This is a genomic window from Aeromonas sp. S2(2024), assembly GCF_041402505.1.
Classification (GTDB): Bacteria; Pseudomonadota; Gammaproteobacteria; order Enterobacterales; family Aeromonadaceae; genus Aeromonas; species Aeromonas media.
Window position 1 is genome coordinate 107,796 of sequence record NZ_JBGLRL010000002.1, and the last position, 21,121, is coordinate 128,916.

Annotated in this window: 18 protein-coding genes; all 18 read right to left on the reverse strand. The window is 60.9% G+C overall.

Annotation, left to right across the window (positions count from 1 at the left end):
• Window positions 1-33: 33 nt before the first annotated feature.
• Complete coding sequence (locus ACB039_RS02880) at window positions 34-1,434, reverse strand: hypothetical protein (RefSeq protein WP_371165091.1); 1,401 nt, start codon at window positions 1,432-1,434, stop codon at window positions 34-36.
• Window positions 1,435-1,445: 11 nt separating this feature from the next.
• Window positions 1,446-1,706 (reverse strand): bacteriocin, encoded by a 261-nt coding sequence (locus tag ACB039_RS02885; RefSeq protein WP_371165092.1) that lies wholly within the window; start codon window positions 1,704-1,706, stop codon window positions 1,446-1,448.
• On the reverse strand, window positions 1,706-2,086 hold the full coding sequence (locus ACB039_RS02890) for a hypothetical protein (RefSeq protein ID WP_371165093.1): 381 nt from the start codon (window positions 2,084-2,086) through the stop codon (window positions 1,706-1,708). The genes ACB039_RS02885 and ACB039_RS02890 overlap by 1 nt, the downstream gene beginning before the upstream one ends.
• Window positions 2,087-2,094: 8 nt before the next feature.
• On the reverse strand, window positions 2,095-2,727 hold the full coding sequence (locus ACB039_RS02895) for a hypothetical protein (protein WP_371165094.1): 633 nt from the start codon (window positions 2,725-2,727) through the stop codon (window positions 2,095-2,097).
• 10 nt (window positions 2,728-2,737) lie between these two features.
• Window positions 2,738-3,115: a hypothetical protein gene (locus tag ACB039_RS02900; RefSeq protein WP_371165095.1), complete on the reverse strand. Its 378-nt coding sequence runs from the start codon at window positions 3,113-3,115 to the stop codon at window positions 2,738-2,740.
• Window positions 3,094-8,478 (reverse strand): DUF1983 domain-containing protein, encoded by a 5,385-nt coding sequence (locus ACB039_RS02905; RefSeq protein ID WP_371165096.1) that lies wholly within the window; start codon window positions 8,476-8,478, stop codon window positions 3,094-3,096. Before ACB039_RS02905 ends, ACB039_RS02900 begins: the two co-directional genes overlap by 22 nt.
• The gene (locus ACB039_RS02910; protein WP_371165097.1) at window positions 8,478-10,085 is read right to left on the reverse strand and encodes a hypothetical protein; all 1,608 of its coding nucleotides are present in this window, start codon (window positions 10,083-10,085) and stop codon (window positions 8,478-8,480) included. The genes ACB039_RS02905 and ACB039_RS02910 overlap by 1 nt, the downstream gene beginning before the upstream one ends.
• Before the next feature lie 101 nt (window positions 10,086-10,186).
• Window positions 10,187-10,486: a hypothetical protein gene (locus tag ACB039_RS02915; RefSeq protein ID WP_371165098.1), complete on the reverse strand. Its 300-nt coding sequence runs from the start codon at window positions 10,484-10,486 to the stop codon at window positions 10,187-10,189.
• Window positions 10,479-10,709: a hypothetical protein gene (locus ACB039_RS02920; protein WP_371165099.1), complete on the reverse strand. Its 231-nt coding sequence runs from the start codon at window positions 10,707-10,709 to the stop codon at window positions 10,479-10,481. The genes ACB039_RS02915 and ACB039_RS02920 overlap by 8 nt, the downstream gene beginning before the upstream one ends.
• Window positions 10,706-12,493, reverse strand: a complete 1,788-nt coding sequence (locus tag ACB039_RS02925; RefSeq protein ID WP_371165100.1) for a hypothetical protein — start codon at window positions 12,491-12,493, stop codon at window positions 10,706-10,708. The genes ACB039_RS02920 and ACB039_RS02925 overlap by 4 nt, the downstream gene beginning before the upstream one ends.
• 9 nt (window positions 12,494-12,502) lie before the next feature.
• Window positions 12,503-13,180 (reverse strand): DUF6682 family protein, encoded by a 678-nt coding sequence (locus ACB039_RS02930; RefSeq protein ID WP_371165101.1) that lies wholly within the window; start codon window positions 13,178-13,180, stop codon window positions 12,503-12,505.
• 12 nt (window positions 13,181-13,192) lie between these two features.
• Window positions 13,193-13,774: a hypothetical protein gene (locus ACB039_RS02935; RefSeq protein WP_371165102.1), complete on the reverse strand. Its 582-nt coding sequence runs from the start codon at window positions 13,772-13,774 to the stop codon at window positions 13,193-13,195.
• A 1-nt stretch (window position 13,775) separates the two neighbouring features.
• Window positions 13,776-14,213 (reverse strand): hypothetical protein, encoded by a 438-nt coding sequence (locus ACB039_RS02940; protein ID WP_371165103.1) that lies wholly within the window; start codon window positions 14,211-14,213, stop codon window positions 13,776-13,778.
• A gap of 65 nt (window positions 14,214-14,278) precedes the next feature.
• Window positions 14,279-14,668, reverse strand: a complete 390-nt coding sequence (locus tag ACB039_RS02945; protein ID WP_371165104.1) for a hypothetical protein — start codon at window positions 14,666-14,668, stop codon at window positions 14,279-14,281.
• A gap of 65 nt (window positions 14,669-14,733) precedes the next feature.
• Window positions 14,734-15,951 carry a DUF4043 family protein gene (locus ACB039_RS02950; protein ID WP_371165105.1) on the reverse strand — a complete coding sequence of 406 codons (1,218 nt, stop codon included), beginning with the start codon at window positions 15,949-15,951 and terminating at the stop codon, window positions 14,734-14,736.
• A 70-nt stretch (window positions 15,952-16,021) separates the two neighbouring features.
• Entirely contained in the window at window positions 16,022-16,951 is a 930-nt protein-coding gene (locus tag ACB039_RS02955) for a hypothetical protein (RefSeq protein ID WP_371165106.1), read from the reverse strand.
• Between the two features lie 300 nt (window positions 16,952-17,251).
• Entirely contained in the window at window positions 17,252-19,378 is a 2,127-nt protein-coding gene (locus ACB039_RS02960) for a portal protein (RefSeq protein ID WP_371165107.1), read from the reverse strand.
• Window positions 19,378-21,075: a terminase gene (locus ACB039_RS02965; protein WP_371165108.1), complete on the reverse strand. Its 1,698-nt coding sequence runs from the start codon at window positions 21,073-21,075 to the stop codon at window positions 19,378-19,380. The genes ACB039_RS02960 and ACB039_RS02965 overlap by 1 nt, the downstream gene beginning before the upstream one ends.
• Window positions 21,076-21,121 lie beyond the last annotated feature (46 nt).

A 21,121-nucleotide genomic window follows, 5' to 3' on the forward strand; every position in this document is an offset into this window, starting at 1 on the left:
GGAGATGCTAACGCTGGGGTGGGTGAAAGGCAACTAGCGGCGTGCCTGAGCCAGGCCCATCGCCTGATAGGCGTTGGCCTCGGTGTCTCGCAGTCGATTAGCTGTGACCGCCGCCTGCTCAGCCTGTCTCTGCTTGGCTGCCTGCTGGCGCCACATCTCAAAGGCGGTGTTCATCCTGGTGGGGTTATCCAGCAGACCGCTTAGCTTACCGTGCTGGTTGGCCTCCTTGACGAACTGAAGGCGCTCGGGATCGCCGCCAGTCCACTCCTTGATGGGAGCCTCTTGTCTGGGCGCATCCGCCTTGCTGGTCATACCGTAGGTGTCAGCCAGGGCGGCCTTGCTCTGCTCAAGCTGGGCGTCCAGCGCCTCCTGTTGCAGGTCCTTATCCTCTGCATTGCTGGCAGAGATGCGCGCCCTGTTCTGGCCGTGCTGCTTCTCCAGTTCGGTGACCGCCTTCTTGTAGCCAGCCTGGTCAGGCCCAGCCGTCAGGCCGAGAGAGGTGCGCAGCTGATCGGCATTGCCAATCATGTGCTTGGCCAGGGCCGCCCGCTGGTAGGCCGGCTTCAGGAAGTCGTTGATGGGGATGACCTTGGGATGATCATCCGGTGCCGAGGTGCGGTTGTTGGTGACCGGGCGAACAGCCTTGCTACCGTCGTCATAGGTGACTTCCACCCCCAACACCACGCCACGTCCGTCCGGGGTGATCATGATGTTGTTCAACTGCTTGTCGGTGATGGTCTTGCCGCTTTCCGGGTCGATATCGCCCACCCCTTTGCTGACTTCATCCTGGTAGAGGGTGCCGGCGGCCTTGATAAATTGCGGGTTGTTGACCGCGGCGTGCCCTTCCGGCGTGCTGGGGTCCAGTTTTCCTTCCTGTGACTGGCGCACCAGGTTTCCAGCATAGGTGACGAAGGTCTTGCCAGCCTCGGCATAATCCTGCTGCAGATAGCGCTCAGGGTTGAACGAGCCTGCACGCGGATCACGCACTACCCCCCAAAATTGCTGGCCTGGGTCTTTGCCCTCGGCCACAGCTTGCCAACCAGACTGGATGATCGGCAAATTCTCCTGCTGGAAGAGTTGTTTATTCCGCTGCTCTTTCTGCCACTCATACTCCTGCTGTTGGCGAGCCTCCTGTGCTGTGGCACGCCGTTCAGCAGCACCAGCGCGCGCCTCGGACGATTTCACCTGCCGCTCGGTCAGGGCGAGCTGTCGATCATAACGGGCATCAGCCAGCTTATCGCGCCCCTTGCCGTACTCCAGCTCCCCCTGGTAGCGCTCGTCTGCCACCTTCTGCCGCTCCTGCTCGTTTTGCCACATGGCATCCCGCAGGCTCATGGCCTTGTCCAGCCGCTCATCTTCTTTCTGGCCACGCTGATAGCGGTCCATGGTGTTGAACCCGGCCAGAAAGCCTTCGGCCAATCCTGAAATGCCCATCCCCACTCTCCTCAAAATAAGCTGCTTGCCAGAAAGCCCACACCCGCGCCGATAATCGCCCCGACAGGGCCGCCAGCCGACCCGTAAGACGCGCCGATCATCGCGCCAGTGGCCGCCCCTGTCCCCACTGCGGACATTTTGGCCTGCTTCTCTTGCGCTTTGAGCTGCTTGTTGCCAGCCTCAATTTCATTTTCACGATTGGCTGCATCACGCAGCCCGGCCATCCCCTGTTGGCGCGTCTGGGCGCCGATATCCAAAATCCCGTAGCCCATCAGCCCTGCCCCCCTGTCTTGATTGCCTCGCGTAACCCGGCGTCAGCCCCTGTCAGGATCCCCATCTGACGAGCTTGCTCCTGCTCACGCAGCCCGTTCTCGGTACCCGCCGTCATCAGGGCCATGCGCAGCCCCTGGCTGTTGTCGCTGGTGTTGTTGCCGGAGTTGACCCCCATGCGCGCATTGCGATTAGCCGTGGCCTGCTGGGCGGAGCGCAGAGCGTTGGTGTTGTTCTCGTCCACCCGGCCAAGCTGCTCCCGCAGCAATTGACCGTTGTTGGCCAGCTCCATCAGTTCCTGCTGCTTGGGATAGAAGCGTGTCTTCCAGTCCTGGTACTGCTCTCGGGTGATTTTGGCGTAAGTGTCTGCTGCGTATCCCATCTATCCCCCTAGTAACCTTTGCCCTGCAGCACCGACGCTGTAGGACTGATTTTCTTGGTTTCCGTTGCTACCGGCGCTTTTAGATTGCTCAGGCCATATGACGCCCCCGCCCCCATTACGGTACCAACCATGCCGGCCGTAGCTTGTCGATTCTGGAACGAGATCTGTGCATCACTCACCGACTTACGCAGGCTGGTCGTGGCCACATCCCCCATGCCCGCCAGGGACTCCGCCTTCTGCCCTGCACCGATGCTCACCACATCCTTTAGGCCAGCCACATGCCTGTCTTGCTGGCTTGACTGAGCTCGGTTGGCCGTGTCCGTCTGGCTCAGTGCCTGATCTGTCTCAAGCCCTGCCATCGTCTCCTGGTACCGCCCGCTGGTCGGGTCGATACCCCCGGCAGCCATGGCGTCAGCCTGCCCCTTCCTGGCCTCGCCAAAGGTAGTTGTCGCCCCCAGCGACGCGGTTCCCGCCAGCTTGTCGTACTCTCGTTCGCTGTTAAGGTCATCCACCTTCTCCATGAAGAGGTCCTCATACTGCTGCAGGTCGTTCTTGTAGAGATCCCACTGCTCCATCGCCACACCGGCCGCAGCCTTCTGAGCCTCGGTCTCCTTGATTTCGTTCGAACCGCCCTTCCCCATCACCCACCCCTCACAGGTTGATCTGAAACACATAGAACCCGTCAGCATCATCCGACTGACGGACCCATCCCATTCTTGGCGCAACTTTGAGCCACCCCTTACGCACTGAGTGGAAACGCAGCCAGCGTGCTCCTATAAGTCGCGCCAGACGCTTCACTTCCGGTAGGTACCGTTCAGGGGCACCGCCATCCCCCCACCCCACCCAGACCAAGACACCGATCACGCCATCCTCGGCCTGCGGCTTGAGCACAAACCCGTCATCACCACGCACAAACAAAAACGCCACCCGGTTACGGATGGCGTCTTGCAGCTCGAGGGGAAGATTAGGTCTCCCAGTATCCCTGGTGATGCGCTTCAAAGCAGCGCTCACCATAGTCCCATCAGCCATAGGCTCTCCCCCATTAGTCGCTGGTTCTGGATAGAAGAACCAGGATAAGCCACCACTTCGAAAGTGATGTTGACGGTCGCAGTACCAGCCGGGATTACAAAGGCATCTTGGAAGGTCACACTCATTGGAGCCCTATTCGTCCCCATCGGGAACGAAGCTGTTGACGTAGCCCTGGCCACCTCGCTTCCATTCAGCTTGCACAGCAAAATTATCCCTATGGTGCCAGACCCGGAAACCTCTGCCATGCCTGTTAGCGGTTTGATACAGACCATGTTCCTGGCTCTCTTGTAACCTGCCAAAGAGAAGTTTCCTGACGCCCTGATCATCCTTGTGATATCACCCACAATCCGATCCGCCTCCAGCGTCCCCAGCACCTCACAGTCAGCAGCAATCGTGCAGTTGTTCATGGTCATGTTTTTCACATAACCACCCTCGGCACGGAGTCGGTTGGTATAGATACTACCGTCCGCATAGATCATCGTGTACCAGCCCCACCCCCATCCAGAATAGGGGCCACCCTTCCCGAAGCCAGCGGCGCCTCCAGACAGGAAAGCATTCCCCATGTCAATTTGCCCCCCGTTGATCAAGGGGGTGCTGATGCTGACACCAGCCTTCACATAATCGGCGGTGAGCTTCTCTGAGGTCAGGATCTGGATGGTGGCCTTGCGGATGATGGCCTCCGCAATGACAGCCTGGCCGTTGTCGATGGCAAACAGCGGCGCCATTGGCGTTGAGCTGTTCGGGTTGAAAACGAACACCTGAGAGGCAGAGATAGCCACCTGACTTGTGCCGTCAGACTTGGCAATCAGGCCGATCCCGGCGGTGATTTGGCCAGCACTGGCTTTGGCCGTCCACATTGCCTGAGCCCCATTTTGCAAGTTGGCAATCGCTTGACTCTGGGTCTGTATGGAGGCCGCATTGGCAGCAATCCGGGGGTCGTCGGTGGCTATCCAGGCCGTGCCGCTGTAACGGTATGGCCGATTGTTGCTGTCGGTGTCGAACCACAGATCGCCGGTACCCATGCCGGTGCTGGGAGCAGAGGCTTGGAAAAAGGTTTTGTTCTTGCTGCCAGCGACCGCCGAGACCGTGTTGATCTGGCTACCAAGCGACTGCACGGCATTTGCCCTGGCGACCGACTCCGCCGTGATCTGGCCGGCGAGTTGCTGATCCCCCTGTTGATAGTTCGCCGTGACCTGCTGGATCTGCTGGGCCATGGCCGAATCTGCGTCAGCCCGCGCCTTCGCTTCGTTGTTGATGGCCGCACTGTTCTGGGCAACGCCCTGATTCGCCCGATCCGCAGCCTCCTGCGCTGCGGCGGCTGCCTGCGCTGCGTCGATTGCAGCCTTGTCGGTCACGGCGATCCAGCCAGAGCCACCCCATCGCTTCGGGGTGTTGATGCCGTTGCTGGTGTCAATCCAGAGGTTCTGAGCAAGCTGGTCGCTGGCGCCTGGGGCAACCGGCTGAATGATCACCTTCCCCTTCCCATTGGCAATCCCAGCCGCCTCTGCAGCATCTAGCTTTGCCTGATCCGCGCTTTCCTGAGCGCCGGATGCAGCGGCGCCCGCCGATTCAGCAGTGGCTTTCACCTGACTCAACTGCTCAGAAAGGGACTGGCTTGCCTCGGCGCTGACCCGTGACACTTCATCGATGCTGGCAGCCAGGGTCTGCTCAGCCCCCTTGAACTCTGCATCCATCGTGGACAACTGTTCAGCCAGCGCGCTATCAGCATCGCTACGCGCCCGCACTTCAGCAGCCACGGCAGCATTGGTATCCGCATTGGCCGCCTTGAACTCGGCATCAACAACGCTGATCTGTTGAGATAGAGCCTCATCCTTTGTCGCCCTGACCAACTGCTCGTTGGTGATCTGCGCCTTCAGATCTGCCGTTTCGGCATCAAACTCTGCGGTCAGCTGCTCGATGGTCCTGGCCTGCGCCTCCTGCTGATTTGCCAACGTGCTCTGCTGCTGGAGGATGGTGCCGCGAGCCTTGCGGTTCTCCCGGTCGCGTTCATCCCCGGTCAGGGCGCCTTCGACCAGACTGGCGGCGCCGATATCTACCTCTGACTCCAGTTTGTCCTGGCGCTGGCTCAGCGACTCCTCATTGCTCACCACGACTCGCTGCAGCTCGGTGATGCTGGCCGCGTTCTCCCCGACTGTCACATCGATGGTACTGATATGCTCACCCAGTGCCTGCTGGGCATCTGCCAGGGCTTTGCTGGACTCAGCGAGTGAGGCAGACAGCGCCGTATCCGCGGCCTTAAACGCAGCATCTACAGTGCTGATCTGCTGGGCAAGCGCCTCGTCTTGGTTCGCCCTGGCCGACTCCTCGGCCGCCACCCTCGCAGTCACCTCATCAAGGTCGCTGCTGAACTGCGCCTCCACTTCGGCAACTCGCCTCGAAACGGCCTCATCGGCGGTGACCCTGGCTGATTCCTCTTGGGTGATGTTTGCGACAAGCTCGGCAGTAGCATCTGAAAGCGCGGCAGCAAGTTGATCCTGGCGAAGAGACAACGCTTCGTTTGCCGATGCGCTCGATTGTTCCAGCGCGCTGATAACGGCATTGGTATCCGCATTGGCCGCCTTGAACTCGGCATCAACAACACTGATCTGCTGAGACAGAGCCTCATCCTTCGTCGCCCTGACCAACTGCTCGTTGGTGATCTGCGCCTTCAGATCTGCCGTTTCGGCATCAAACTCTGCGGTCAGCTGCTCGATGGTCCTGGCCTGCGCCTCCTGCCGATTTGCCAACGTGCTCTGCTGCAGGAGGATGGTGCCGCGAGCCTTGCGGTTCTCCCGGTCACGTTCATCACCGGCCAGGGCGCCTTCGACCAGACTGGCGGCGCCGATATCTACCTCTGACTCCAGTTTGTCCTGGCGCTGGCTCAGCGACTCCTCATTGCTCACCACGACTCGCTGCAGCTCGGTGATGCTGGCCGCGTTCTCCCCGACCGTTACATCGATGGTGCTGATACGCTCACCCAGCGCCTGCTGGGCATCTGCCAGGGCTTTGCTGGACTCAGCGAGTGAGGCAGACAGCGCCGTATCCGCGGCCTTAAACGCAGCATCTACAGTGCTGATCTGCTGGGCAAGCGCCTCGTCTTGGTTCGCCCTGGCCGACTCCTCGGCCGCCACCCTCGCAGTCACCTCATCAAGGTCGCTGCTGAACTGCGCCTCAACCTCAGACACCCTCCTCGAGATGGCCTCATCAGCGGTGACCCTGGCCTCAGACTCACTGGCGATATCTGCACTCAGCGTGTTATCAGCCTCAATCATCTCGACGCGCATCTGATCCTGGCTCAGTGCAAGCGCAGCGTCAGCGTCGCTCGATACCTTCTCCAGTGCCTTGATGGTGGCGATCGTCTCATCAAGGGCTGTGTCTGTTGAGGCGCTCAGGTCGTCGATGCGCTGGGCCAGCGCGCTACCGGCGTCGGCAATAACTTCCTCCACGCCGCTGATACGTGCCTGGGTGTTGGCATCCCTCCCCTCAAATTTGACGTTCATATCGGTGATGCGCTTGGCTTGAGCAGACTGCTCATCCACGATTACCTGCTGCTGGGTGCGAATGGTGCCAAATGCGCTGCGATTTTCCCTATCCCGCTCATCACCGGCCAGCGCGGCATCAATGGCAGCCTGGCCGACATCGGCAGCCCCCTCCGCCTTATCCTTTGCCAGCTCAATCTCGACCTGAATTTCATCAAACCGCCCGGCAGTGATCCCGCCCTCCGACTCGATAACCTCCTCCAGCGCTAGGATCTTGCCCTCCGCCTCGCTGGCCCTCACCTCCAGTCCGCTGACTCGCTGGGCGGCAACGCCATCGGCGTCAGCTGTCACGCGCGCCAGCTCGGTGATCTTGGCGTCCAGCTCTTCATCACTGCTGCTGATAGTGGCCTGCAGGCCATCGATGCGTTGTGCGGCCACCCCGTTGGCATCAGCCGTCACGCGAGCCAACTCAGTGATCTTGGCGTCCAGTTCTTCGCTGCTACTGCTGACGGTCGCCTGCAAGCCGTCGATTCGCTGGGCCTGGGTGGATAGAGCATCGGCATGCACCGTCAGCTTGCTTTCTGCGTTGGCCAGCCTTTGGCCCTGCTCGTCCACCTCTTGCTGGGTGGCCTTCTGGGTCAACTCCCCTTTTGTGGCGTTGAGCTCCTGTCCAATCTGGGTGACCCGCTGTTGTTCGTCAGTGAACTCCCCCTTGGTGACCGTTTGACTCAGGCTGGCATCCAGACCATTAATGCGCTGCTCTGCTTCTGTGAGACGCGAGCCCTGACTATCCACGGTCACATTGTCGGCCTTGCTGTCGATCTGGCCGGCGACGGCATCGAGCCCCAGATGGACTTCAGTGATAGAAGTCCGCATCTCCTCCCGCACCGCATTGACCGCATCCATGGTCATGCTGCCGTTTTCTGGGTCGATGACAAATACGGCATCCCGGAACGAGTCAAAGTCGCCTTTGTACTTGTCCAGCTTGGCATTGAGGCGGTCCTGCACCAGACCAAGCTCAATGCTCGACATCCCAAGCTGCTGCTGGGCATCATCCAGCAGCTCTTGCGCTACCTTCTGGCGCTCATCCAGCCCGGCCAGCTCCTGCTCGATGCCGGGGATCTTGTCCTCGATGGCGGCAACCTTGGGGCGAATCACCTCGATTTCATCAATCTTGGGGAGAATGACCTCGATCTCATCCACCTTGTGGAGAATGAGATCGATCTCATCGACCTTGGGGCGCATGACCTCGATTTCATCGACCTTGGGCTTCAGGATCGCAACGTCCAGCTGAAGTTGGGGGACTTGCTCTATTGGCGCCAGCAGCGCCTGCGCCAAGTGGCTCTCCTCTATCTTCCCCTGCAGTTCGTCGAGAATGTCCTGCACATCTCGGCTGGTTGCAGCCTCAACGCCCTGTGCGCCCTGGAAGGGCCCCCTATCATCCTTGCCGTTGACAAAGCGAACCCAGTAGTAAAATGTGGCGCCCTTGCCAATGGCGTCAGAGAAAAGGTTTGCGGACGAAGTGCCAACCAGGGTGACATCGGACTGGTTATTGCTCTCCGCTCGCCAGATCTCGGCGTGAGCATGCCCCCGGTACCGCGGCGGATCCCACTCCACCAGGACCGTGTGAAACGCGCCATTGGCGATCACGTTGACCGGGGCGTGGGGAAACTCCATCTGGCCCGCAGGGAAAAGGTCCGGGTTCTTGCCGGGGACGTACACGCCACCCGCACCGGGGCGCAGCGTGGACAACCCCAGGGCTGACAGCTCCCTGAAGGTCACGGCTTTATCGAGGCGATCGCCACGCTGACCGGTGAGCAGCTCCACGTTCTCGGCTGTTGCGGCCTGGTCACGACCGGCGCGATATGCGGGTTTCTTAGCCATCAGTTCACCATCTCCGCCATGCTGCTCGTGAGGGTGATACGGCTCACCACCGAGGTGCCAAAGACTTCTATCTGCCACAGCCGGCCGCGCACAGGTGGCAAGCGGAAGGCCCCCTGCACCAAGTTGCCTGGGGCAAGCTCCATTACCTGCTCCCCGTCAACGAACAGCTTGATCCCCACTTGGCTGATGTCCGCAGCCAGCAGCCTGCAGCAACTGAACGACGTCCCCTCTGGCACCATAAATCGCTTCGATCGCCAGACGAACTGACCGTTGTTGGCACTCCCGCCCCGCCATATCTGCAAGCTGCGGCCCTTGGCCACGAACAGCGAATCGCTCTCCATGTCGGAGACAGCCGCATCCCACCGGTTCGTCAGCTCACGCAAGTCGCCACTTTTCGGGTCAAAAATGAATGCGTGAGTGTCAGTCATGCCCACATATTTGCCCTCGTGGTGCCATGCCCGCATAGTTTCAGGCTTCATCGCGCGCCACTGCTTGCGGGTGATGATCTGCTCGGTCACCACCTGCCCACCGTTGGCGCCGATGCCGACCAACCCGTCCGGGGAGGCATAGAGCACCACCCCATCCATGGCGACCATAGAGCGACCGCTGACACAGGACTGCGGCAGTTGGCTCAGCTTCTGAGTGGTCACGGATGCCGGGCTCACGCCCTGGGCAAGATAAGGGTATCCCTTGGTCCCGATCACCAAGGTGGTATCCATGGCAGCGATCGCCACGATGTCGTGCTCAGTGGTCAGCCGGTACTTCTCCGGCCAGGCGTAGGGAAGGTAGGGCTCGCACAGGTAGAGGGAGTTACCAGCAAACCCGGCACACATGCCATTCGCCATTTGACACATGCCACGCATGCCATCCGGCGGCATGGTGTAGTTGTAGGTCTCCAGCACGGCGCCCAGCTCCCCATCCTCCCGGGTATCGACAAACGACGCCTGGGCGATCGGCAGCTCCGCAACCAGCAGGTAATCGGCAAGGCCGCCACCGGATACTGACCGGTAAATCCGACGCTTGGTGATGTTGCTGTTCTGGGCCGTCGGCGGGCTCAGCATCAAGGTGACGGATGACCCTGGGATCCCGATATCCACCTTTCCACTGGCCGGGCCCGGGGGGCCCTCCTCCCCCATCGCAGTAACGAAGGTATCCACATAGAAGCGGGTTTCGTCATCGGTCAGATCATCATCCACACCACCAACAGGTGGGGTGATGGTACCAATCCCGACCGGAACACCTGGTGCTGGAATGCCCAGTCGATACCACGCCGTCGGCTTGTTGCCGCCGCCAGTAGCGATCTGGGCATGGGTCACCTTGGGATACTCACCGTCCGTGTAGTAAACCCGGCCATACGGATCCTGGGCAATCGGGGAGCGAATAGCCTCCACCACCTTGTTCCAGGCGAACCAGTGCTGGCCATAGTGAAAAAGGGTGGTAGGAACGATGGGCAATTCCACACCAGCACTGGCGTCATCCTCCAGCGGGGAGATAACGCCATGGTCAAAATGGCAGTCACGCGCAATCACCGCGACTTCATCAGACAAGAGGTGTGGCGCCACGCGCGGCATAGTCCCTCGCATGGTGACGATATCGAGTACGGGCATGGGGATCTCAGGGAGGCAGAAACGAAAAAGCCCCACTCGGGAGAGCGGGGCCATGATGGGTAAATCCTAACGCCGGGTGCGTCAGGAGGCAAGCGCCGAACTCAGGCCCACAATCGCACGGGCGTCACCGGGTAGGTACGCAGGGCACCCAGGGCGGCGGCCAGCTCGTCAGAGGTGGTGCGCACGTTGACATGGTAGCCAGACACCGGGGCGGTGACGGGCACCTCCTGGCCATCAACCAGGGTCACCTCGCCGGTGGGCTGGTAGATGGTGCCGATCACATCGAGCGCGGCGGCGGGGTGGTAGAGTGTGTCACTGTCGCTGTCCAGCGTGAAACCTGCCGCCGAAAGGGCTGCGTTCATGGCCGACTTGCTGCCGGCCTTGAGGTAGAGATCAATCATGGGTCTTGTCCTTCCAGAAATACCAGCCGCCGACGCGGCAGGCGGCCCAGAACAGCTTGGCCAGTAGCGGCTTCCCCTGGGCAGTCATGCACTGCCGCAGGCGCCGGTCCGCCTCGGCACGGGAAACCGTGCCCTTGGCGCCATAGTCGTTGTCATGCCGCTTGCAGCAGCTGTTAGTACCAGGAGAAACGGGGCCAAGCCCCGTGCAGTAGTGGCGGGTCACTTGGTCACCTCAATAAGCTCGGCATCAGCCAGCACTGAAGGAAGCACGGCAAACTGTTCGATAGGCTGACCGCCCTGACCAAATCCACCAACGGTACAGCCTACGCTCAGCCTATTGATCGTGTTTGAGATGGCGGATGTACCGACTGATGCTGAATACAGCACCCCGTTTACCGCCAGTGACAGGCGTTTTGAGGCATTGTCATACGCAACGGCAGCTTTAAATCGCAGCGCAGGAGTATTGATTGATGGCCCATTAACCCTGGCCACTTCCGCGCCAGCAACGAAAACTTTGGCACGAATCAAGCCGCCTGACGTGTCGGACTCAAGAATTACCTTATCGCCATCGGCTCCATCATCTAATGACCAAAAAACATTAGTGATCCCCAGCTGCTTTCGCCCAACAAAAACGACAGACTGGGACCGTGACAACAGGTTGGATGACAAGTCCCTCCGCAGTAGCTCACGAGGCCGAGTAACTTGGGCATCAGTAGTCGCCATGTAGCTAGTTGCGATGGATGCCGCTTCTAATTGAATACCCCATACCAGAATCCCAGATGACCCATTTCCCTGATAGGCATCGGTCCACATCATTCCCCCATTAGGTAGCGCCAGGATATGGATGTCAGCCATCACCCCAGAGGTAACAGGGGTTGTTATTGAAATTCGCCACCACCCATCACCCATATCATCAGCCGTGATGTTTCCCGCTGACCCGGCCCGAATAGCGCCTGATGCAATGTCTACGCTACCAGCAACAGCCGGCACCCCTTTGAGGTATATACCAACCCCTGTATATCCAGCTGACTTGGCATAGAAGCTCAACACATGCGAACCAGAACCCGGTGGCGTATAAACCCTGGCTATATAATGAGCCCCATCATCCGTGGATGGGACTATCTTGTAAGCAGGATTCCCACGAGGGGATGCCCCTGCCAGCACCTCAACTGTTGCCCGCGTTTTCTGCCAGGCCGTGTTAGATAGATCCTCCGAATAGGTGATCAGGTTCGTTGATTGCGGCTCAACAACGCCACCTAGCTTCACACCACGCTGATAGGCGACCCGCATCACGTTGTCGGCAACCGACTCCATCAAGGTCGGCCCATGCGCAACAGCACCCCCAGTGCGACTAAACGCCATGACACTGGCAATAGGCTTTAGATTAAACCCAACCCCCATACCTTCATAAATGCGGTGCTCTGCCTTAATGAAATCGAGAGAAAGCGTTGGCGCTTTTCCATTGATGCCGTAGCGCGGAAAGTCCATATATGGAATGGCGGCTCTAGGCGCTGATTTGGCCTCTTCCGCGCTGGAAGCCGCTTTGTCGGCCTCCAGCTTGGCACGGGCCGCCTGCCCCTCTCCTTCGCTCGTGACCCTCTTCCAGGGGACAAGGGTGTGACTAGTGCCATCAGGTGCGGTCACCGTCACGCTGGCAGCGTCACTGGTCAACAGCAACTGCATCACATCTGACTGCCCCTGGTAGACCCCCAGCATGGCTGTCATGCGGCGGGCGAACTCCGGAATGGAGTCGGAGAAGGTCGTGATGACCTCGTAAGCCTTGCCTGTGGCAGTGGTGCCACGGTAGGCCTGCACCAGATACAGCTCGGTGTTTGACACTACGTAGTCCACCTCGTAGAAATCCACCGAGGTGCCACTGGTGATACAAAAAAGGTGGCCCTTGGCCACCCCATTCTTGGTATCGGCGAAGGTCGTCCCGGTGCCGGTCACCTTCTTGTTGCCATTGGTGACGGCCACCGTGCCGTCACGCTTCCACACTCCAGCCATGACGCCTCCTTACTGCCCGGTCACGCGGGAGAAGCCTTCGGACTTGCGCTGCTCCAAGTTGGTATCAACCTGGGTCTTTTCACCCAGTTGCTGCAGGTAGGCGTTGTAGTGGCCGACAGCCCGATTGGAGTTGGCGCTGTACTCGGAGTCCTTCGAGAAGGCCCGGTACATGATGAAGTCGATCAGCGGGTTGATGTAGATGTCATCCAGATCGGCCAGCGCCGGTGTGCCCACGTTTTCCACGTCCGTCAGCACCTTGGATTGCGGCGCCACGGAGTAGATCACATCCACCTTCACCGCGGCGGCAGGACCCGGGTAGAGATAGAAGTTCTTGGGGTCCCGATCGTCATAGGTGTAGGCGGCCACACTGGTGCCATCCTTGCCAGCATGCCAGTCCGGGTAACTGTCATCGAGGGCGCGCCGCGGCACGAAACGGATCACCTTTCCATCGGCATTGCGAAGCACCTCGATCAGCCGCAGGGCATCTGCCGGCAAGCTCTGCTTGGTGCCAGCCGCGCAGCTGAACTGGACGTTCTTGGTATGAGCATCCGGACGCATCAGCACGATGGCCTTGGCGGCGTCGTTGTAGTAGTCCAGAAGCTCCTGCTTGGGCCAACGAACCCAGGTGCGATCGTTGAGCAGGGTGTTTACCCGCTTCAGGATCGAGTCAACGGTAACGGTTGCCATGTGTGGGGTCCTTTAGAAAAATGAGTGTTTACGGGACGGGTTGTGGAATTCGACCTGGGTCGGGGCACTGTGCTCTTTGCGGAACCGGCCAGCGCGACGCCAACCTTCGACAAACTCAGCCCGGTGGTATCCTGCTCGCTTAGGGTCAGACCAGGGGCGGTCTGGCTGGGCATAGAGCAAGGCTGCGACGCCATGGGCAATGGCATCGGCGTGATCGTGGTAGAGCTGGGCTGGGAGGTCGGTGGCACCTTTGACCGGGGCAGCCACATACCAGATCCGCGCATCGCTGAGATCAGTCAGGATGCTCAGCTCATTGGCCGACATGGCAAAGAAGTCTCGCCCGCTGACAAATGGCGTACCCCCTTCACCGGTCAGGTGCAGCACATTGCACGATGTCATCCCGCTGATGTTGCAGACCTCCACCAGGCTGCCGGCTGACGCGCTTGGCAATAGTCGGTCAAGGGTCAGCAAGGCCGACTCCCGGCAGAACGTGATGGCCGCCTCGGTGACGGCCTCACCCAGCATGACTTCGAGCGGGCCGGTGATGTGCAGCCTGATGGTGGGCAGGAACTGCTCACGCGACACCATCTGCATGCTATTCCCCCTGCTCTGCCAGCTTGGCCTTCAGGGCATCACGCACGCGCACCCGGTATTCGGGCACCTTCTCCTGCGGGCCCTGCGGCTCGATATCCAGGTCTTCCCCCTCCACCAAGGTGGCCAGTTGGGCAGAGGTCATCTTGGCCAGGTCACGCTCACCGACCGCCATGCTCTGCTCTTCGGCCAGGCGTGCAGCTTCAGCGGCGAGGCGCGCCTGCTCGTCGGCAGCAGCCTGGGCAGTGACCTCCTGCCGCTCCAGTTCGCCTGCCAGTGCCTCATGGCGGATCCAGACGCTCGGGAACTCCAGCAGTTGCATGGCGATGTGACTCTCCACATCCACCGCGGTATGGCGCGGGAACACCAGGCGGCTGCCGGTGACGGTATCCTTCTTGCTCGGCTTGTCGCCGATATAAACCACGGCAATCTTGTCGCTCATGGCGATGACTCCTCTTCAGAAACGAAAAGCCCGGCACGGGGCCGGGCGGACAGTGATCGGCTGCCTTACAGGTTGCCGACTACCTCGTAATGCAGTTTGAGCTTGACGGTTCCCGTCGCAGCGCCCCCGCCAACCGTGAGGGTGAGCTCCTGGTCAGGCTCGGTCATCAGGTCATCGACCGGGTAATACTTTGCCACCGTCCCCACCGTACTCTCGGCGTTGATGATGGTGGTGTCGCCGATCTTGGCGGTGATGGTGGTACTCGCGCCCAGCGCAGTGCTGAACATCGTCACACCCACCACTTTCAGGTTGGGCTCCACCTTGTCGCCGTATGCGACAACATCGCCAGACGGCACAGCCGCCAGCTTGGCCACCAGGGTCGGAGAGATAGAGAGGTTGCCGAACGCGCCGACAAACCAGCGGTACGCTCGGGCGAGCAGGGTAGTCTTGGCCATGATATGGCTCCTTGTCTGGTCAGAAAGTGTTTGGATGGGGCCCTGAAGCCCCAATGGTCAGCGGCTTAGCGGGCGATGGCGCTCACCGCGGTATCCAGCACCATGCAGCCATGGTCCTGAATGTTGCCGTTGCGCTGCTTGAAGCGGATCTTCTGCAGACCGGACACCCAGCTGATGGAGATCTCGGTGCTGTTGCCGTGGTCGGTCTTCTCTTCGTGCATGCCGAAGGAACCGCCCTGCTCGCCAGAGCCAAAGGCATTGGCCAGCGCCTGGCCGCCCAGCAGCACGGCGCGGTCGATCAGGGTGCCCGCAACCTTGTTCACTTCCACCCCGGTCGCGGAGTTGGCCGCACACACCTTGACGATGCTGCCCTGGTTAAAGCGGATCGGCATGCCCTTGTAGGGCTTGACCAGGATGCCGCGCCACATGGCGCCTTCCCCGCGGAAGATGGGGTGGTTCCAGCCTTTGGCTCGTTCCGCCACCGCCGCCAGCATGGCGTTCCAGTCCTTGCCGGAGCTGGAGGTGTAGAAGTCGTGCCACTGGCGCGGGGTCACGTAGAGCACGTAGAGCGGCTCACCACCGGACGGGTCCGCCACCATGCGGATCGGCTGGATGGGGTTGGCCATCTCGGCCAGGTAGAGCGCCATGTTGTCCACACAGCCGAGGTTGAAGCGATCCGCCGCATCGAGAGCTTCGAAGCTGGTCGCATCACCGCCGAAGAAGTGGCGCTCGTAGGTCGGCGCGGTCAGCTCGTTGATCATGATGTCGGCAAACTCGGGATCATCGGCCAGCGGCAGGATGATATCGGTGGCCGAGTAATCGCCGCGGGCACCGGCCAGCTGAGCAAAGCCGCGCTGGTCAACCAGGCGGCCGTAGTAGCCATCACCCAGCAGCACGCGAGCCGTCTTGATAAAGTCGTGCTTGGTGCGCTTCTGGCTCATCTTGCCGCCCGCGTCCACACCGTGGCGGGTCTGGTTGATCTTGAGCGAGAAATCCGCGAAGGACATGCTCTCGAGGCGCCCTGCCAGCTTCTTGTCACCCATGGTCGGGCGGCCAGAAAGTTGGTGGAACAGCTGCATGTCCACTTCATCCCCGGCGCCTTTGCCGAGGTCGGTGATGCGCACCACGGGGGCGCCGGCACTGGTCTGTTTGCCGCCGTTGACTTTGGCGCCCTTGGGGGCCTCTTCGGTCAGCATGTTCACCAGCGAGTGAGAACGGTTGGCCGCCGTGAACAGTGCGGCCTGCAAAATCTTGTTGGCTTGCGCCGAGGTGACTTGGGTCATGAGCCTCTCCTACATGAAAACAAAAACCCCGACACAGGGTCGGGGCTGGCTTGTATAAACGGGTGGTGGGTTAGTACCCGGCCTGCTCCAGCAGCGCCTCCATCTGGGCGTCCGTCATGGCGCCCATCTCGCCGATAAGCTCGGCCTGAGACATGGCGCCATAGCGCTCCACTCCGGTGGGTGCTGCATGATGGGTCTGGCCGAGCGCCGAAGGGCTGGACGGGATGAAATCAGCGGGCTTCTCTGCACCCTTGCCGGGTACCTTGGCGGGAGGCGCTTGAACCTCATCGCCAAAGGCCAGTTTGGTGCGGCGAGCCGCCTCTGCGAATCGCTCATCCAGCGACTTGCCTTGCCACGCGGGATCAGCCTGGAGCTTTTCATCGACGATGATGGCGAAGTCGAAGCGGTCCTGGTCCTTTTCCCGCCAGTTCATCAGGTCAGGTACCGCCTGCAGTGCGGCCTGAACCGGATTGGTGGCGGGGGTAACCTGCTGCGGTGCTGCCTGCTGCTCCAGCCTTTGGAGCTTGCTTGCAATGGCCGCGATGGATTTGCCCAGATCCGGGTAGTCCTGCGCCAGTTGCGCCAGCTCTTCCTGGCTGATGTCGTCCGGGTCAACGTCGGGGTTGATCCCGTGCTTCTCCATCAGCGCCTGCAGCTTGTCCCGTTCGGCCTGGGCTTGCTGCGATGCGGCCAACTGCTCACGCAGTACCTTGACCTCATTGCGCGACTGCTCCAGCACCTCATACGGGATGGTGTGTTGACCGCTCTTGGCCAGGATCACCTTCTCAGGCTCCGTGGCCCCTTCACCGCCCTGCTCGGTGTTGGCTTGTTCGTTACCGGCTGCCACCTCACCCGCCGACGGCGCGGGGTCTACGTCCGTTTGCTCGGTAGCAGTGCCATCATCCAGCTCGGCATCGGGCTCACGCTCGATCGCCTCCAGCATGGCTTCCAGTTCGTCCAGGCTCTCAGTCCCGGTCAGGTTGTCGATGTTCTTATCCATGGTTGTCCTCGTGGGTTTTCAGTGGGTGGTATCGCTGCCCAAGCGGGGGAAGGCTCTCGGTGAAAGCCCTCCCCGGCCGGAGCTGGGCACAAAAAAACCAGCTCGAGGCTGGTCCATAAAAAAAGCCCGCGTGGGGCGGGCTTAAAACAAGTACGGGAGTCATAAGACTCATCGCAAATCATACGCAAAGAGAGTCCGTTACGCTACTGACTGTCAACTCAATCAAAGAAAAAGGCCCAATCTCGAGAGACTGGGCCATGTTGGGGAAATCGTAACGCTGGCAGGTCAGGAAAGCAACTATCAGAGCGCGATGGCGTCGATCTGCTGTTGGATGGTGTCCAACAGCTGGGCCTGCAGCACGGCCTGCTCACCCTGGATGCTCTGCTGCTCGGCGGCGAGCCGCTCCATCTCCTGCAGCGTCTTGCCGGTCTGGGCCTGCTTGAGGGCGTCCTCGAACCGGATAGAGTCGGTCAGCTTGGTTATGCGCTGGGCCTCAGCCTGCCACTTGGCGGCCTTGCCTTCCAACTCTGCCAGCTTGGCCTGCATCTCCCGCATGGCCAGCTCCTGCTGCATCTGGGCCTGCTGAGCCTGCTGCTCGGCTGCCGCGCGCTCTTCGTCGCTCATCTCGTCCGGATCTTTCGGGATGTTCAGGGCATTGCGGATCCGCTCCACGAACTCGGCCTTGCGCGGTACATCCATCAGCTCGACCAGCAGGTCAAAGCAAGCACCTGCCGCCGCGGGCGGAAGTTGCGACATGGCCTGGGTCATCCGCTCGGCCAGTTGCTGTTTGTAGGCGGCTGTCTGCTGGATGGGCGCCAGGGCGATATGAGCCCGCAGCCGGGTCACGTCGTTGGTGAGTTTGCCATCCTCCTGCTCTACGTTGACCACCACGGCTTTACGGCGGCGGGGGTCATCCCGGTTCACAGTCACCTTGTAGTTGCGCTTGTTGGCCATGTCTTCCAGCAGGTACGCCAGAGCCAACTGCCCCACTTGCTGGCAGCCCATCCGGTAGTTGTCGTTGATCTCGGAAAGCGTGGTTGCCCCCTGCTCCACCAGGTTGCTGATGGCCACACCAGATTGTCCGGTGGAGCCCTGGCCCAGAAAGGCGGCATAAACCCCCATGGTGTCCTGGATCAGCTTCACCGAGTCCTGCATCACCTGGAACTGCTGGGCAGCAACGTTGAAGTCCTGCTCCACCTTGAAGGCATCGGCCACACTGGTCTTGTTGGCGCGGTCAGGGTTGAGCTCGATATAGCCATCCGGGCGCTCGACCTGTTCCAGCACCTGATCCCGGCTCATGTTGGTGGCGTCCTTGTCCATGATGACGCGCTTGGCCTGCAGCAGGAAGGTCAGCTTGATACGCCGCAGGTTCACCTCGTCCTGCGCTGGCATCGCCCTGGCAATCAGGCCATAAGGCTCACCGGTGCGATCTTTGCGGTAACCCCAGAACGGCACCAGCGGATACATGTTGTGAGGGGCTGAGCAGGGCCGATCAACCAGATGATGGGGGCCGACGAACCAGGATTCCCGGATCACAGCCACAGGGCAGCGCTCCAGCTTGGCGCGCCCCATGGCCACAGCAGCCAGGTGCAGTTGATTGGCCTTGTCGTACTCCAGCGCCCGACCTGAGTCGAGCTTCAGCACCTGACGCATGGTGTAGGTGCGGTAGTAGACCACCTGCAGCAGCACCCGGTCTCGCTCCCGGCTGCACCACTCTATCTCCTTGCCGCTGAACTGGCTCCACTCGTCATAGGCGCTGACCAGGTTGGGATCCATCCCCTCGATGGCGGTCAGGCTTACCATCCCCTCCCAGTCGTTGACGCCCCACTGCAGCGCCTGTGCCTTGCTCGGGAACATGGTCTTGGCCTCATCCAGATCGACCCAGCGGCGGCGCATCAACCAGCGGCAGTCGCTCAGGTCCGGCTCCCTGCTGTGCCAGTCCCAATACACCTCGTCTCGGTGAACGTTGCTGAACTTATAGCGCGGGCCGAACGGATCATCGCGGCGGCATACCTCAACCCAGCCCACACCGGTCTTGATCTGGCCGCCATACGCCTCGCCCCGGGCACGGTCCAGTCCGCCCAGGCGGCACATATCGGCATATTCAGCGTTGACGGCCTCCGCCAGCTGCTCGAGCTCGTCGTCGTGGTCATCGGCGATCACCATCAAGTCGGTACGGCTCTTGGCCTCCATCCCCAGCACGCCGTCGATAGTCGGGGCGATGAGGTTGTGGATAGTGATGGGCTGCCCGCGCTCATCGAGTGCCTTTTTCACCGCAGGTGGCAGCTGGTCGTTGTCGTAGTAAGCACAAGCTCGATTGGCAAGGCTTCGCCAGTCCGGCTGGCCATTGATATCGCTCATCAGTTTGAGCAGGCGCGGGGTATCGAGGCCGCCTTTTTCAGGGGCCTTGGGTTGGGCGTTGATCATCAGTTAGCCATCCAGTGCTTGGGTTTGCGGGAGGATTCAGGTTTGACGATGCGGGCCGGCATCCGGGCGCGCATCTCTTGGGCAATCATGTAGCTCATGAGCTGGTCGTCGTAGCAGCCGTCCTGGGCGTTCATGCTGCCGCTCTTGTCGTAGACGTAGGTGGTGGCCTCGGAAATGGTCCCAATCCAGCGGATCCCAGACTGACCGGCACGCAGTAGGTCCTTGAGGCCATCGACCAAGATCGGCTTGGACTGCCGGGTGGTGAGCCAGCCGAGGCGCGGCGTCTCGTCGTCGCGGTCCCGGTCAATGTGCTCCTGGGTGTAGATGCGCCGGGTCGGGTAGATCTCACGGAGCTTGAGCAGCACGGCATGACCGTGGTTGTTGCGCTCTGGTCCGATGTAGGCCGGGCCATGCTCTGCGGTGCCGTAGAACCTGCCAACGTGGGCAAGCAGTTGGGCAAACAGCCCCGGGTCGAGATGCCCAAACCAGTGGGCCACCTGCCGTCCGTCGCTCTTGGCGGTCACATCGAGGCTTGAGCGGTCGCCGTGCTCCAGCCCTTCCGCCACATCGGCGCCGATGGCGTAATCCTCGTCGGGGTCTGGCAGCTCCCAGACCAGCAGCATGTTCTCGAGCGAGCGCTGTCCCTGCTCGTCCAGCTTCTCCGGCTTGCGGGCCTTCTCACGCCTGCCGGTCACAGGGTCGATGTCGTAGACGATGAGCGGGGCCATGCAATCGCCCTCTGCTTCCATAGTGGCGATGGGGTCGAACACCCGGCGCCCGGAGGTCAGGAAGGCTTCCAGCGGCGTGCTGGGATACTCCTGCTTCATCTCCCCACGCTGCGTGCCCTCTTTCAGCACGTACCACTGGCGCTGCTCGTCGCTGATGGTGCAGCTCATCGCCTTCTCCACTGCGGCGAAGTATTCCGCTTGGGCCTTGCTCATCACCACACCGGAAGCGGGGACGTCGGCGCGATACTTCGGATCCTGCCACCAGGCGAAGAAGTGGAACTTCCAATCCAGCTGGGTCAGCTCGCCGGTTGAGCGAGACAGCTCCAGCGACTTCATGCTCATGGCGTGGAAGTCACCACCAACACCTTCCGCAGTGCTCTCGATAAAGGCGATAGCGCCTGGGTGGATTGCGTTGAGGGTACCGGTGCGCACCTCCTTGGCCTTTTCCGGGTACTTGGCGCAGATCTTCCCATGCTCGGAGACATGCAGGCGCTGGACGGTACCGGAGCGGAACGAGGTGGCCACCTGGATGCTGGAGCCATGCCGGAACAGGATATGACCGCCATTCGCCCCGCCCCGCCGGGTCACCACCTTGAACTGGGCCTTGAGCCAGCCCGGCAGGTTATCAAAGGGCACTTCAATCTTGGTGCGGTAAATCTCGCCGGCGGCCGTCAGGTCCTGGGCGATGATCCCGCACTTGAGGTTCTTGTTGAACAGCGCCTCATCCAGCAGATAGATGTCGATAGCCGTGGAGAATCCGAGCTGACGCGCCTTGAGGATGATGTTCAGGTACCACATGGTCCGGAACAGCAGCTCCTGTGCCGGGCGCAGCCGGAAGCGCACCAGTTGGCCCTGCTCGTTCTCGATCATGTAGAGGTTGTTCATCCGCCACCACTTATCGCCGAGCTTCGAGCGGATGTAGGCCATCTGCTCCTGCTCAGTCATGGCGGAGGTATCGAGTTCGGTCATCGTGGGATCTCAGGCAACAAAAAACCCGCCGAAGCGGGTTGGTGTG

Coding starts and splice junctions, on each gene's coding strand:
- ACB039_RS02895 (WP_371165094.1), bottom strand. CDS start 2,727: ATGGGGAAGGGCGGTTCGAACGAAATCAAGGAGACCGAGGCTCAGAAG.
- ACB039_RS02925 (WP_371165100.1), bottom strand. CDS start 12,493: ATGGCTGGAGTGTGGAAGCGTGACGGCACGGTGGCCGTCACCAATGGC.
- ACB039_RS02945 (WP_371165104.1), bottom strand. CDS start 14,668: ATGGCCAAGACTACCCTGCTCGCCCGAGCGTACCGCTGGTTTGTCGGC.
- ACB039_RS02905 (WP_371165096.1), bottom strand. CDS start 8,478: ATGGCTAAGAAACCCGCATATCGCGCCGGTCGTGACCAGGCCGCAACA.
- ACB039_RS02890 (WP_371165093.1), bottom strand. CDS start 2,086: ATGGGATACGCAGCAGACACTTACGCCAAAATCACCCGAGAGCAGTAC.
- ACB039_RS02930 (WP_371165101.1), bottom strand. CDS start 13,180: ATGGCAACCGTTACCGTTGACTCGATCCTGAAGCGGGTAAACACCCTG.
- ACB039_RS02940 (WP_371165103.1), bottom strand. CDS start 14,213: ATGAGCGACAAGATTGCCGTGGTTTATATCGGCGACAAGCCGAGCAAG.
- ACB039_RS02965 (WP_371165108.1), bottom strand. CDS start 21,075: ATGACCGAACTCGATACCTCCGCCATGACTGAGCAGGAGCAGATGGCC.
- ACB039_RS02880 (WP_371165091.1), bottom strand. CDS start 1,434: ATGGGCATTTCAGGATTGGCCGAAGGCTTTCTGGCCGGGTTCAACACC.
- ACB039_RS02950 (WP_371165105.1), bottom strand. CDS start 15,951: ATGACCCAAGTCACCTCGGCGCAAGCCAACAAGATTTTGCAGGCCGCA.
- ACB039_RS02935 (WP_371165102.1), bottom strand. CDS start 13,774: ATGCAGATGGTGTCGCGTGAGCAGTTCCTGCCCACCATCAGGCTGCAC.
- ACB039_RS02960 (WP_371165107.1), bottom strand. CDS start 19,378: ATGATCAACGCCCAACCCAAGGCCCCTGAAAAAGGCGGCCTCGATACC.
- ACB039_RS02900 (WP_371165095.1), bottom strand. CDS start 3,115: ATGGCTGATGGGACTATGGTGAGCGCTGCTTTGAAGCGCATCACCAGG.
- ACB039_RS02910 (WP_371165097.1), bottom strand. CDS start 10,085: ATGCCCGTACTCGATATCGTCACCATGCGAGGGACTATGCCGCGCGTG.
- ACB039_RS02955 (WP_371165106.1), bottom strand. CDS start 16,951: ATGGATAAGAACATCGACAACCTGACCGGGACTGAGAGCCTGGACGAA.
- ACB039_RS02915 (WP_371165098.1), bottom strand. CDS start 10,486: ATGATTGATCTCTACCTCAAGGCCGGCAGCAAGTCGGCCATGAACGCA.
- ACB039_RS02885 (WP_371165092.1), bottom strand. CDS start 1,706: ATGGGCTACGGGATTTTGGATATCGGCGCCCAGACGCGCCAACAGGGG.